The organism is Olivibacter sp. LS-1 (genome assembly GCF_008245145.1).
In the GTDB taxonomy this organism is placed as follows: domain Bacteria; phylum Bacteroidota; class Bacteroidia; order Sphingobacteriales; family Sphingobacteriaceae; genus Olivibacter; species Olivibacter oleidegradans.
In genome coordinates this window covers 2,364,728-2,378,266 of the sequence record NZ_CP041643.1, presented here as the reverse complement: position 1 = coordinate 2,378,266, position 13,539 = coordinate 2,364,728, and the positions used below count along the sequence as shown (strand labels likewise).

At 40.2% G+C, this 13,539-nt stretch carries 11 protein-coding genes; 8 read left to right on the top strand and 3 right to left on the bottom strand.

Annotated elements, in window-relative coordinates; genetic code table 11:
- Positions 1-53 precede the first annotated feature (53 nt).
- On the bottom strand, positions 54-638 hold the full coding sequence (locus tag FKG96_RS09515) for an RNA polymerase sigma factor (protein ID WP_013665767.1): 585 nt from the start codon (positions 636-638) through the stop codon (positions 54-56).
- Between the two features lie 264 nt (positions 639-902).
- Between FKG96_RS09515 and FKG96_RS09510 the strand changes: the two genes are divergently transcribed.
- From FKG96_RS09510 to FKG96_RS09490, 5 genes are all read left to right on the top strand, one after another.
- Entirely contained in the window at positions 903-1,844 is a 942-nt protein-coding gene (locus FKG96_RS09510) for an AraC family transcriptional regulator (protein WP_013665766.1), read from the top strand.
- Positions 1,845-1,942: 98 nt separating this feature from the next.
- Complete coding sequence (locus tag FKG96_RS09505; protein WP_013665765.1) at positions 1,943-2,707, top strand: SDR family NAD(P)-dependent oxidoreductase; 765 nt, start codon at positions 1,943-1,945, stop codon at positions 2,705-2,707.
- A 144-nt stretch (positions 2,708-2,851) separates the two neighbouring features.
- Entirely contained in the window at positions 2,852-3,271 is a 420-nt protein-coding gene (locus tag FKG96_RS09500) for a GNAT family N-acetyltransferase (protein ID WP_149105377.1), read from the top strand.
- Between the two features lie 19 nt (positions 3,272-3,290).
- Positions 3,291-3,689, top strand: coding sequence for a hypothetical protein (locus FKG96_RS09495; RefSeq protein ID WP_149105376.1), 399 nt, complete (start codon positions 3,291-3,293; stop codon positions 3,687-3,689).
- A 278-nt stretch (positions 3,690-3,967) separates the two neighbouring features.
- Complete coding sequence (locus FKG96_RS09490) at positions 3,968-7,132, top strand: TonB-dependent receptor (RefSeq protein ID WP_149105375.1); 3,165 nt, start codon at positions 3,968-3,970, stop codon at positions 7,130-7,132.
- A gap of 130 nt (positions 7,133-7,262) precedes the next feature.
- On the opposite strand, the gene FKG96_RS09485 is transcribed toward FKG96_RS09490, so the two are convergent.
- Complete coding sequence (locus FKG96_RS09485; RefSeq protein ID WP_149105374.1) at positions 7,263-7,793, bottom strand: NAD(P)H-dependent oxidoreductase; 531 nt, start codon at positions 7,791-7,793, stop codon at positions 7,263-7,265.
- Between the two features lie 92 nt (positions 7,794-7,885).
- Between FKG96_RS09485 and FKG96_RS09480 the strand changes: the two genes are divergently transcribed.
- The 3 genes from FKG96_RS09480 to FKG96_RS09470 all read left to right on the top strand — a co-directional run bounded on the left by FKG96_RS09480 (position 7,886) and on the right by FKG96_RS09470 (position 12,018).
- Entirely contained in the window at positions 7,886-8,251 is a 366-nt protein-coding gene (locus FKG96_RS09480) for a helix-turn-helix domain-containing protein (RefSeq protein ID WP_013665761.1), read from the top strand.
- 133 nt (positions 8,252-8,384) lie between these two features.
- Entirely contained in the window at positions 8,385-10,766 is a 2,382-nt protein-coding gene (locus FKG96_RS09475; protein ID WP_149105373.1) for a TonB-dependent receptor, read from the top strand.
- Positions 10,767-10,779: 13 nt separating this feature from the next.
- Positions 10,780-12,018, top strand: a complete 1,239-nt coding sequence (locus FKG96_RS09470; protein ID WP_130856984.1) for a DUF4374 domain-containing protein — start codon at positions 10,780-10,782, stop codon at positions 12,016-12,018.
- Between the two features lie 142 nt (positions 12,019-12,160).
- On the opposite strand, the gene creD is transcribed toward FKG96_RS09470, so the two are convergent.
- A complete protein-coding gene (gene creD / locus FKG96_RS09465) occupies positions 12,161-13,510 on the bottom strand; it encodes a cell envelope integrity protein CreD (protein WP_013665758.1) in 1,350 nt (449 codons plus the stop codon).
- Positions 13,511-13,539 lie beyond the last annotated feature (29 nt).

The following is a 13,539-nucleotide window of genomic DNA, read 5'->3' as shown; positions in this document are numbered from 1 at the left end:
GTAGCACTTAGGGCTCATCCGTCCCGATAAAATCGATTAATAAATAATTAACTTTAGGTTAATAAAATGTAAAGAACCAAACAAATAGCGGATAGGTCTTCCGGAAAGTCCTTGGCAAGTGCTTTTCGTAATTGATGGAGGCCTTTGCTGATATTGTTTCTGACTGTTTTTTCGGCGAGGTTGAGTGAGTTTGCAATCTCGTCAACACTATAATCCTGAATACGAAGCTTAAAAATTTCGCGCATGGTATCCGGCATTTGATGCAATTCACGATTCAAGGCTGCTTGTAGATCGTGTTGCGTTAAAAGGTCCGGCATTTGACCATGTACTTCTACCATCCTTTGATAAAGATAGCTGAATGCACGATCCTGAATATCCATTTTCCTGAAATGAGCAATCAGCTGATATTGCAATGCCGTTCGCAAATAGGTATCAATACTGGTATTTATTTGGATAGTTGCACGTTGTTGCCAGCAATAAACAAATACTTCCTGCACCATATCCTTAGCCAGCGCTACATCTTGTAATCTTCTGTAAGCAATAATATAAAGCTTTTTCCAATGTGCATTGAAAATAGAGGTATAATTTTCCTCTGAGATTTGAAGCTTTTTGTCCTCCTGAAACGGTGGGTTGACCATGGTATTAATGCCATATTGCACTCGGGCAACAAAACTAAAAAATAACTAGGCTTTGGCTGACGCAAAGCGTATTAAGTTTACATTAATTTATTTACTATTCCTTCAGTTATAGTCTCTAGTTATACGTTCCAAGCAAAGGCTGCACTACTTGTCTTGATACTTATGTCTTGACACCTACCTGCCGGCAGGCAGGTGTCTTTATAAAGGAATAAATTGCAACCCAACTTCTTCTTTGCTATCTTTGAATTTTGCAAATCCCTTCTTATGGCAAAGAACATTAAAAGCACATCGCTCGATGAATTTTATCGGGAGGCTGCCAAGTTTACCGGCAGGGAAATACAAACGCTTTTACCTCGAGGCATTAATAAAGAAATAGGCCATTTTAATGTGTTTGATATCGCCGAAACAATTCAACAGGTAAAACAAAAACAAGTTATGCCCTATAATCGTCGGGCTTATTATAAAATCAGCTTTATTAAAGGTAAGAATCGGGCCGAATATGCAGATAAAGTAATTAACGTCGAGAAAAATGCTTTACTGTTCGCGACGCCCAAAGTACCTTATCACTGGATTCCATTGGATGAAAAGCAGGGAGGATCTTTTTGCGTATTTACAGACGAGTTCCTTATAAAAAACAAATCGGGTGTTGTGCTAGACGAATTGCCCATTTTTCAAGTGGGAGGTTATCCTGTTTTTGAAATAACGGACGAAGAGGCTGAAGAGATAGCTTATATATTTAAAAAAATACAAAAAGAAATTGCGTCTGATTACGCATATAAGTATGACTTAATCCGCAACTATGTATTGGAATTGATTCATTACGGACAGAAATTACAACCTGCTACTATCCTCCACGCTCATCAAAACGCTGCCACGCGTATTATTTCTTTGTTTATTGAATTATTGGAACGCCAATTTCCTATTGATTCGACCCATCAGCGTTTGATGTTGCGCACTGCGAAAGAATATGCAGAGAGGCTGGCCATTCATGTAAATCACTTAAATAAGGTGCTGAAAGAACATACAGGTAGAACAACAACCGACATTATAAGCAGTCGTATAGCACAAGAGGCAAAAATACTACTCAAACAAACAGACTGGAACATTTCAGAAATTGCATACAGCTTAGGTTTTGAAGAGGTGGCGCATTTTTCCAACTTTTTTAAGAAGCAAACTTCCTTAGCGCCATTGACGTTCCGATCGTAATTATCTTATTTGATTTTTGCAAAGAGCCGATTGATGTTTGCAAACATCTCCTCACGTTTTGATAGATCTTTGTGTTATCAAATAAAAAGAGATAAACAATGACAACAAAAAGTAAAATTGCCTTGGTAACCGGCGGCAGTCGCGGACTAGGCAAAAATATGGCCATTAATCTTGCTAAAAAAGGAATTGATGTGATTCTTACTTATAACAGCAATCAAAGCGAGGCAAACAATGTGGTAGCAGAAATTCAATCGCTTGGCCAAAAGGCAATCGCTTTTCAATTGGACACCAGTAACATCAAATCCTTTGACGATTTTCTGCTGCGTGTAAGCAATTATTTGACAGAACAGAATGGGAACAAACATTTCGATTTTCTTATTAATAATGCCGGAACCGCACTTTATGCTCCCTTTGCAGAAACAACAGAAGAGCAATTTGATGAGGTGTTGAATATCCACTATAAAGGGGTCTTTTTTTTAACGCAAAAGGCTTTACCATTTATTAACGATGGCGGCCGTATTATTAATATTTCATCCGGTTTGGCCCGGGTTTCTTTTCCCGGTTCTTCGGCTTACGGCTCTATGAAAGGAGCAATTGAAGTGCTTACGAGGTACTTGGCGAAAGAGCTGGGTCCTCGCCGTATTGCCGCCAATATTGTGGCACCGGGCGCCATCGAAACGGACTTTGGTGGCGGTCGTGTACGGGATAATAAAGAAATCAATGACCATGTCGCTAGTGTTACTGCCTTAGGACGAGTCGGTTTACCTGACGATATCGGCGGTGTAGTGGCCTTTTTATGTACTGAAGATGCTAAATGGATCAATGGTCAACGCATTGAGGTTTCAGGAGGAATGATGTTGTAAGATACCCAAAGAATAAATTGCTCCAATTTTAAGTTCAGGTTGACAGGATTAAACTACGTTTATTCTTGCCAACCTTTTTTTGATTTTTCCCGAATGATAAAAGCGTAAATTTATTATATTTAAGAAGTTAAAGAAGATATGCTGATGAAAAACGAGCTTTATTATATATCAACGGATAAATCACTCATAAATATGGAGATCGTTTTTAACTTTTTACATAACGATTCATATTGGGCACAAGGCCGGTCTCGGGAGACTTTCGAACGATCCGTGACAAACTCGCTCTGCTTCACGCTTTTGGACTCGACAGATAAGCAAGTTGGCTTTGCACGTGTCATAACAGATTATGCCGTCTTCGCCTGGCTATTGGATGTTTTCATTCTCGACAATTATCGAGGCCTCGGTTTAGGTAAAAAACTGATTACTACGATTATGGAACATCCGGATCTTCAGCAAATAAAACGATGGGCTTTGGGAACCAAGGATGCTCACGGTTTATATAAAAAGTACGGTTTTAAACCACTAGCCCATCCTGAAAACATGATGGAACGGCGTCTATATTAATTTGTAATTTTATCGACATATGAACCAACGACTACTTTTCGAAGGGCGTGCATTATGGATACATGATTTTGAGATCCAACAAATGGGCTACAACGAACGATTTACCATACGACATTTTTCATTTACTCCTCCGCTTGCCAAACATGAAGGACATATCATCCTAACTGACGCAGATATAGTTTTAGATGGAAGTGAATACAAGCGCATTCCATTAAGCAATATTGAAGAACTGTATTACGGTTTTGATGAGTATTATACACCTGCATCAGTAAAGAATTTTGGCGCTTTTTGGAAGCCTATTCGGATCAGATATGGTTATGCCGGCATCCTTTATCTCATTATTAATTATCGGTATTTTTATACTGCCAATGAAGATTTTCTATCTTTACTTAAAAACCTATTGGTTCCCGAACAGTGATAGAATAGGCGATAAGCTTGTCGAGCCAAACCCAATTAATCCACCCACTTCAATCGGGTGTCCGACCCGCTCTCCTCGAATAGCTTTTTAATCCCCTCACCTATTAGTCCCTGTCTTCAATTACCTTAAGATCAACAAAGGTTAATCATTTCTTAACGAAGTCCAAACATTTGCATACTAGTTTTGCCGGCAACACAATCGGTAAAAATGCATAACGATGATCCGCATCTCAATTTTTCAATTATCCACTATTAGCAAGTAAACTCGAAGACAGACAAATGAACGCAAAATCTATCCCATTTTTTACATGGTTAGCATTATTTTTATTACCCATGATGCACGCTTGGTCGCAAGGAACCGAAGCTACTATTTTAGGTACCGTATCAGAAACCGAAGGTCCCGTCTCCGGTGTATCCATTACTGTAAAAAATGAATCGACCGGTTTTAAAGTAACGACAATGACGAATGAAAAAGGCAATTATACCTTTCAACAATTACCCTTGGGGTCTCCTTATACAGTTACAGCAACCTACATTGGTTATACAGAGCAGAAAAAAACGGGTTATACACTCAATTATGGCGATGAGCTAGTAGTCGATTTCAAATTAGCCGCTAGCTCCAACCAATTAGACGAAGTGGTTGTACAAGGTAACGATATGAGAAATGCGATTAAAACTTTAGGAGCTTCCACGGCAGTAACCGCCACCGAACTGACTAAACTACCGGTAAATGGACGTAATTTCTCTTCCTTGATCGATCTTTCTCCTGTAAGCAACGGAAATACATTGGCTGGTCAGATTGCGTCTTCAACCAACTATACAGTAGATGGTATGACATCCCGAAGTACCATTGCGGGCGGCAATAGTGGCGGAGCCTATTCTATTTCTATGGAAGCGATCAGGGAGTTCAAAGTGGTTACGAATGAATATGATGTAACGAATGGAAGAAGTGGTGGTGGAAGTATTACAACCGTTACAAAATCAGGCACTAACACGCTTTCGGGAAGTGCGTTTACTTTTGTACGTACCGACTGGTTATCGAGTAAGTACAACTTAAATGGGACCCCTCGTTCCCAAAAATTTTCGACTTATCAATATGGTTTCTCTTTAGGAGGACCGATCGTTAAGGATAAAGCGCACTTCTTTGTTGCTTGGGATCATCAGGCGGATTCGCGTCCACTTTATATAGCGGACATCCAAAATCCTGCAGATATCGGTCGATACAAAGTGACACAGCCAACGCTGGATGAATTTACCCGTATAGCCCGAGAAAAATATGGGTTTAATTCCAATGCTCTTTTTGGTGCCTTTGATAAGAGTAAAACCACCGATGCGGCATTTGCGCGGGTGGATTGGCAGTTAAATGAAAAAAACTTGCTGACCATCCGAAACAATTTTATCTATGATATGGATAATCAGCAAGAGGGTGATAATTCGGGCATCAACGCTTTCGAATCTTACGTAAATCGTAAAAACATCAACAATAGTTTGATGGCCTCGCTACGTAGCTCCGTCAACTCGAAGCTTACAAATGATTTGAAAGTACAACACTTCTATGAGAGTACGGAGGTTATGCATAATGTGGATGGTATAGGAAAAAACCAAAGTATCCCACGAGTTATTGTTGAGAATGTAGAATCCATCGACGGTGATAAGAAATATTATAACTCCATTCAAATGGGTGGACAACGTTTTGCTCCCGAATGGTTTAAAGGCAATGTATTCCAATTAGTGAACAATCTATATTATAACACAGAGAAGATAAAATATACATTCGGTGCTGACATTATGTACACAGACATGAATTTCAGGTACGGGAGTGAAATGAACGGTCGTTTCTATTTTACCGGACTTGACAATTTCAACGACCTAGCGCCTTATCGCTATGCACGCGATGTGTATATGACCGATCATGAAAATACAAAAGTGAACAATTTGGCCGCGGGGATATACGGGCAGATGGAAACCCGACTAGCAACGGGCTTGGATCTGGTGGCAGGTATCCGATTTGATAATACCCGCTACTTACGAAAAGCCAATTTCAATCAGCTCGTTTACGATGAGTTGAGTATTGCTACCGACAACGGTATCAATACGTTTCAAATTCAACCACGTATCCAATTCAATTGGAATATAAACGATGAAGGAAAAGACATTATTCGTTTCGGGGCGGGTATTTTCGGTTCCAACCTGAATCCTTACTCCATGTTGAACAATATGTTATTTGATGGTACTCGTATAGCGGGTGTAGACATTACCGATCCAAGCTTGATGCCTACGGTAAACTTCCCCAATTACCGTAATGATCCAAACACTGCCCCTGGACGTGATTTAATTAACAACTCTAGCATAGAAAAGCTTGTCACTATTAACACAAACAGCGCAGACGTTAAAGTACCAACAGTTTATAAAGCAAACCTCTCCATCAACCATTTTTTCACACCGACACTGCGGATAGGCATCAGTGCCTATGGAACATGGGCACGGAACAATTATATGTACGTTGATCGTAATATGGTTGATCAACCTTATTTTAGGATTGCGGCGGAGGATAATAGAGGGGTTTATGTACCTGCAGAAAGTATCCGGGAAGACAACGGTGCTGCCAACTGGGTAAATAGCCGGAAAACATCTAAATTAGGGCGTGTTTTGGAAATGAATAGCGATGGCAAAGTAAACTCTTATACCTTTGTTGTAGACGGAACCTATCGCTACTATAAGGATGGGCAAATCAATGTTTCCTACACTTGGAACGATACAAAAGACAATACTTCATATAATGGTAATGTTGCTAATACCGCCACGCTATCGCTGATGGTGCGCGACGATCCTCGAAACCTAAGTGGCATGGCCTATTCTGACAACCAATTCCGCCATAAGGTCGTCTTCTACGGTACGGCGCCGAGTATCCATGGCATCACGGTTGGTCTACGTTTTAGTGGCATTGGCGGCACACGTTATTCACTTGCTGTAGCCGGCAACATGAACGGCGATTTCGTTTCATCGAACGATCTTGCCTTTATTTATAATCCCAATGGCCCAAATACACCGGAATACATTCGTGACGGTATCAACGCCATCTTAAATAATCCGGAAGCTGAGCAAAGCGTAAAAGATTATATTAATAAAAACCTAGGCAAAGTTGCAGAACGTAATGGTGGTATCAATAACTTTTATGGGGTTTTCGATTTACGCCTCGCTAAAATGTTTCGTTTCTATAAAACACATGGGCTGGAAGTGTCTGTGGATATTTTCAACATTGCCAATATGTTCAATAAAAACTGGGGTGTAGGACATAACTTAGGTAAACAGAACATTTACAGCATTAAGAGTTTCGACCCGGATGCATTACAGTATGTCTATAATATGAATGGCACTACCGGTGTGTCTAATTTAAATGGCAATCCTTTTCAAGTGCAATTAGGACTACGTTATGCCTTCTAGCAGTATTAAGAGGCATATCACATCCAGACTTACTTGGAAATAAAGAGGGTTCTGCTTTTTATTCACTTAACCAAGACAGGTCGCACAAACCTGTCTTGGTTAAACTTTATTAATTAGCAACGCATTCTCTTTACAAAGCATCAATAAAAGCAAGATAGTCGAGGGCACTCTGTTCCACTCGTTGGGGGATGGCTCGATGTTCTGCTCCATAAAAGGCAAAGAAAGATCGGTAATCGGCCCGTACATATTCAAACGTTATCTCAAACGGGGCGACTAACTGTTCCAGTGTATATTTATACCTTCCGGCAGGATGATAGTCTTCCGCCTCAATACCTGCCGTAATGCCCATGGCCAGCTTCTTCCCTTGTAATTTATAACTACTACCTTTGCCGTATGCCCATCCATGAGTTAACACTTCGTCTAACCATTTCTTAAAAAGGGGTGGACAGTTGAACCAATAAAACGGAAATTGGAATACGATTTTATCATAGGCCTCCACTAACTGCTGCTCATTTATAATATCCAGTTTTTCATCCGGATAGACCTGGTGTAAGTCATGCACAACATACCGATCGGGATACTTTGCTAATTCTTCCAACCAGCGTTTGTTGATAACCGAATGTTTAAGATCTGAATGAATTACGATTATTAATGTTTTCATATCGCTTGTATATCTTTCACACAAAAATAGCGTGGTAACTATCGATTTGGTATATTAGCATCCCATTGTTTGGTACCAACAAAAATGTAAGTATGACGAAAATAAAGGAAAGCTCAACTAATTTCGAAAATAAACAAGCACTAAGCTCCGAATGCATGGAAGTATATGCAGCAAACCTTATTGGTGGGCAATGGACATTAGCGATATGCTGCTATCTAATTAATGGAAAACTACGCTTCGGTGAGCTAAAAAAGAAACTTCCGAACATTACCGAGCGTATGTTGACTTTACAACTACGAAAGCTGGAAGAAAATAAGTTGGTGAAACGTACCGTCTACGCGGAGGTCCCGCCTCGTGTTGAATATGAATTAACCGAAAGCGGACAGCGGTTGAAGCCAATACTTGGAATGTTAGAAAAATGGGGAAAAGAACACCAGCTGTTGATGGCGACTGATTAAAGATTTTATTTATTTTTAATTATTCTAAATAAGATGCTATCTTTGGCAAAAATAAAGGCCATACAGTTCGCACCTGTATAGCCTCCTAACATTTTGTCAGGTAACTTTTAACACTTAGTCAATATTAAAAGCAATGCAAATTAAGAAAATTTTGCTAATGGGAAGCTTATGCCTCCTGTTTTTCTCAACCTATTCCCAACAAAAAAAGGCACCTTCCATTTCGGGAAAAATCATGGATGAACACGGGGCTCCTGTTGTAGGCGCCTCCATTCAAATCACTAATGGTCCAGCTGCACATACCGACGGACAGGGTATTTACCTGCTTCAACGAGTAGCAAATGGAAAACATCGTTTAATTGTATCGGTAGTTGGTTTCAAAAAGGCAGAAAAAACAATACAACTTAATAATAGCGATCTAGTTGTCGATTTTAGCTTAACTCCAGACATTAATCAAATGGAAGAAGTTACGGTAATCGGTCGCACCTCCAATCAAGAGATCAATCGACAGGCCTACAATGTGACATCTTTGGATGCTAGCAAATTACACAATACTACGTTAGATTTATCTCATGCATTGGATCGGGTATCCGGTGTGCGTGTACGGGAAAACGGCGGCGTAGGATCGACCTTTAATTTTTCACTTAACGGCTTCACCGGAAGACAAGTAAAGTTTTTTATTGATGGCATACCGATGGATAATTTCGGGTCGTCCTTTCAGATAAACAATATCCCGATCAACCTTGCTGAACGCGTGGAAGTTTATAAAGGGGTCGTGCCTGTTTGGTTGGGATCTGATGCTTTAGGAGGAGCCGTAAACATCGTGACCGACAACAGTAAGCAGAACTACCTAGACGCCTCCTATTCGTATGGCTCTTTCAATACGCATCGATCTGCCGTTAATTTGGCATATACGTCACCTAAAGGTTTTACTTTTCGCTTAAATGCATTTCAGAACTATTCAGATAACGACTACAAAGTAACCGTGACCGAAACGGATTTGTATACCCAACAAATTTACCAAAACATTAAAGTAAGACGTTTTCATGATAATTATCACAATGAGACAGTCATTGCCAATGCAGGTGTGGTAAACAAGTCATTCGCTGATCAATTATTATTAGGCGTGACGCTAGGTAAAAACTTCTCCGAAGTGCAGACGGGAGCCCGCATGGAAAGTGTTTTCGGTGCTTGGCATCGGCGAGGAAACATTGTAATGCCAAGCGTTAAATACATAAAAAAGGATCTGTTTCTTAAAGGTTTGGATTTACGAATTACCGGAAATATTAATCTCGGAGAAGAACAGAACATCGATACGGCATATCGTCGTTATAACTGGTTTGGGCAGTTTAAAGAATACCCTGGGGAGGGCAGCGAAAGGCAACGGTCCATGTATAAATATAAAAACAACAATGGGATCGTAACGGCGAATCTAGCCTACAGACTGAACGAGCAACATTCTTTCAACCTAAACAATGTAGTAACCACCTTTAATCGCAAAGGCTCGGATGAATTATTTCCGGAAGATGAGAATTATGATCAACCACGGAAGACACGAAAGAATGTACTTGGCTTTGGGTATCGGTTTGCTGCTAACGAAAAATGGAATACTTCTGTATTTGCTAAGCACTTTTACCAACGTACTGATTATTCTCAGAGTTATAATCCAAGTGGTGGTTGGGGAGATGTGGCCTATAATCAATTGAGCAACAGTATCAATAAAATAGGATATGGCATTGCCAGCACCTATTTTATTCTTCCAAATCTACAATTGAAGGCGTCTTACGAACGCAGTTATCGACTACCTGAAGCAGAAGAGTTATTCGGTGATTTACTGAATTTAGAGGGTAATATTGACTTGAAACCCGAGAAAAGTGATAATTTCAACGTTGGTTTCAGCTACCAAACGCATATCAACCAAGTTCATCGTTTTAGTTTCGACGGAAATCTACTTTATCGCAATGCGAAAGATTTTATCAGACCACGTTTAAATCCGAACGAAACGAAGCAACTCTTAGGAAACCTGGCAGATGTCACCAATTTGGGCGTTGATGGTGAAGTACGTTATTCATTTAAGAATATTTTTACGGCGGGCGTAAATATGACTTATCAGAATTTACGCAATAATACAAAATATGAAGACGGATACACCATGGAAAGTCCGCTATACCGTGATAGAATTCCCAATATGCCTTATCTTTTTGGCAATGGCGACGCCTCCTTATTCTTTAATAATGTGGGAAAACAAGGCAATACGCTTAGTTTAGGGTATAATATCCTTTATGTACACGCTTATTATTTATCCTGGCCAAGCCAGGGGGATACCCAGACAAAACGTGATATTCCGCGGCAATGGAATCAGGATGTAAATGTAACCTACACCTTAGCGAATGGAAAATATAATATCGGTTTAGAATGCAAAAACATCGTTAACAACCGATTATACGACAACTTCTCGCTACAGAAACCAGGCCGGGCCTTCTATGTTAAACTGCGTTATTTTATTAATAAATATTAAAACTGATCAAACGATGAAAACACGCTATAAATCTTTACTTTTCTTTTTTGCTGCCTTGCAATTGGCGGCATGTGATGAACCGCTCGAATATTTTAATGTAAATGACGGGGACGATGTGCTGACAGGCAAGTCTAAATATGTCGTGACTGCTACCCCGGTAGGCACGCAAGGCGTCGCTGATTACCTATTGCTGGCGGATGATTTAGAGAACGGCATGATAACCACGCAGGGAAATGGTATAGAGCAGGATGGGTCGTATCGTTATTATGTAACTCATCGAAACCGATTTTTTAGCTTGTTATACGGACAAGGGAATCCAGGTGCCGTAACAACGTACCGCCTCGACTCATTGGGCAAATTAGTTAAGGTCTCCGACTTTAAATCGGAAACCGTACAGGTTTTTGCACCGGCACAAAACGACATTCTCCTCATGAAAGTGCCTCGATCCGGTAATGAATTTTCGCAAATGTATCGCGTAGATGCCAGACAATATCGTGTAGTTGGTGAAGAGCAGGTAAACATTGTTCAACTGGCTGGAAATGGCGAACGGGCACATTTTACCTGGGCAACCCAAGTTGGTAATAAAATATACGCGCCGTATATGAGTATCAAGGGTTGTTGCGGTGATGCTTTCGGAACAGCTTTTCCCGACAGTAGTTGGGTAGCCGTATTGTCTTACCCGGAGTTAAAGGTGGAAAAAGTTATCCGAGATAATCGCACCAGCTACATTGGCGATTACTTTCTAAATGGTTTGGTTGAAACCGAGTTAGGTGAGGTGTATGCGTTTTCCCCTGCCGCTGCTACAAACAATTCGCAGCTTACAACAACGAATCCTTCCGCGATTGTACGAATTAACCGTACCACGGAAGAGTTCGACCAAAATTACTTTTTCAATGTGGAGGAAGTTTCAGGTGGCTACCACATTGCCGCTTGGACCTATTTAGGCGAAAATAAATTCATACTTACCCTATATGCCGAACCCAATAGCACAGACGGACAAGCCAGAAAATTTGCCATTGCAGATGTCAGCAATAAATCCTTTAAATGGGTTACAGGGACACCGGAAGACATTACCAGTGTAACTACCATTAACAATTTTGTCCCTTTAGACGGTATACGGGGTTATATTGGCATTACTACAGCGAGTGAAGGCAGCTTCGTATATGTGTTTGACGCAAATCTGGCAACGGCTAAAAAAGGTTTAAAAGTAGAGGGCGGAACCATTACGGCAATTCATAAGCTTAACTATTAAAAGGGCTAAAACGTCATCTTCTTTCATATCATCCCGCGGTTGCTAGCTTGCGGAATGGGGTTGAAAAACATAGTGCCTGCCTACCTTTAGCAGACAGGCACTATGATCGAAATGAACGGTTCGATGGTACCTTTAGACACCGCTAATCATTATTTTCCCAAGAAATCTTGGAGGAAGCATACATGAGCATGGCTATTACAATAAATAAGCCAATGCTCCCCACCAACAAAGCCATTTCCTGCAGTTGAATTATAACATATATGAAAATATAAAAAACCGCAAGAATACCGGTTAACAGCATAGCAGATTTCCCCTTTTTAAGAATAGTGGAAATAAAAGAACCAATTAATATAATAGTAGCCAAAGAGGCAATGATATAGGCCCATGTAAAACCAAGCTGCTCGCTAAAAGATAAAAGCAATGTATAATAAACCACCATCGCCAAGCCAATCAACACATATTGCACAATATTCACAAAGCTTTTTGTTATAAACTCGGTAAATAGCAGCGATACAAACGTAAGCAGAATAATTAACATGGCATATTTTGCAGAACGCATGTTTTTCTGATACTGGTCTACCGGTAACAGGAAATTTACCCCACAGCTATTTCCGGATTCAGCGTCGCTTAAGCGAGCGCCATCATTATCCACCCATTGCTGAGGGAAAGGACGATTAAAATGAGGAATGTTCCATTGGGAAGCAAAAGAAGAGTCAGAAATATTCCGTGTTTCGGGCAAATAGCTACCGATAAAGCTAGGGTCTTTCCATTTCCCGGTTAATTCAAAATGGGTATTCTTTCCAATAGGTGTTAAAGAAAACCCTTCGCTTCCTCTAAGCTGGAGTTCAAAGCTAAAAGAACGTTGGGTACTTCTCTTTTTACTTAAATCGATAGCGCTGGCGAGACTATTTTTGAAGACACGTACATCAGAAAAGCTGGGTTCCATTGCAACCGTTGTATCGCCCAAATTAATCTTTGGAATCTCTTTAAGCCCTTTAACATCTCGTACATTTACCAGAAGCTGGGCTTTATCCCATAATAAATGTTGCGGATCAATACCTAATTTTTTTAAGTCCAATTCTTCAAAGTCGCCTTTAATCGATACTTTCGCATTATAAACGACCGCGTCAAATATTCCGCGATGTAGAAGCTGCGGTAGAGCGTCTGCGTGGACGTGGAGATTATTAGGCATTAGAAATACATGTTGTTTAACTTCTTCAATAGTAATATTGCCTTTATCATCTTTAATCCGTTGAAATGCCGTATATGGTATAACCAAAATAGGACCGATTACATTTTGGTTACCTGACCAGCTTTTTGCTATTTCGTCCATGACTTCCTTCTGCCTCCCTTGCCGTTCACGGATAAGATCAGTTACCCATGAAGAAGGGATAAGTAATAGCAAACTGAGAAAACCAACCATTGCTAATTTTGCTGTTGCAGACCTCCTTAACCAAGTTAGTAAGCCATTTTTTTCTTTTTGATTTTCCATTTTTTTAGATTAAAAGTACTTTGTGTTTC

What these genes read in the sequence shown, in the direction of transcription:
- FKG96_RS09515 (WP_013665767.1), bottom strand. Translation starts at nt 638, where the DNA reads ATGGTCAACCCACCGTTTCAGGAGGACAAAAAGCTTCAAATCTCAGAG.
- FKG96_RS09510 (WP_013665766.1), top strand. Translation starts at nt 903, where the DNA reads ATGGCAAAGAACATTAAAAGCACATCGCTCGATGAATTTTATCGGGAG.
- FKG96_RS09505 (WP_013665765.1), top strand. Translation starts at nt 1,943, where the DNA reads ATGACAACAAAAAGTAAAATTGCCTTGGTAACCGGCGGCAGTCGCGGA.
- FKG96_RS09500 (WP_149105377.1), top strand. Translation starts at nt 2,852, where the DNA reads ATGAAAAACGAGCTTTATTATATATCAACGGATAAATCACTCATAAAT.
- FKG96_RS09495 (WP_149105376.1), top strand. Translation starts at nt 3,291, where the DNA reads ATGAACCAACGACTACTTTTCGAAGGGCGTGCATTATGGATACATGAT.
- FKG96_RS09490 (WP_149105375.1), top strand. Translation starts at nt 3,968, where the DNA reads ATGAACGCAAAATCTATCCCATTTTTTACATGGTTAGCATTATTTTTA.
- FKG96_RS09485 (WP_149105374.1), bottom strand. Translation starts at nt 7,793, where the DNA reads ATGAAAACATTAATAATCGTAATTCATTCAGATCTTAAACATTCGGTT.
- FKG96_RS09480 (WP_013665761.1), top strand. Translation starts at nt 7,886, where the DNA reads ATGACGAAAATAAAGGAAAGCTCAACTAATTTCGAAAATAAACAAGCA.
- FKG96_RS09475 (WP_149105373.1), top strand. Translation starts at nt 8,385, where the DNA reads ATGCAAATTAAGAAAATTTTGCTAATGGGAAGCTTATGCCTCCTGTTT.
- FKG96_RS09470 (WP_130856984.1), top strand. Translation starts at nt 10,780, where the DNA reads ATGAAAACACGCTATAAATCTTTACTTTTCTTTTTTGCTGCCTTGCAA.
- creD (WP_013665758.1), bottom strand. Translation starts at nt 13,510, where the DNA reads ATGGAAAATCAAAAAGAAAAAAATGGCTTACTAACTTGGTTAAGGAGG.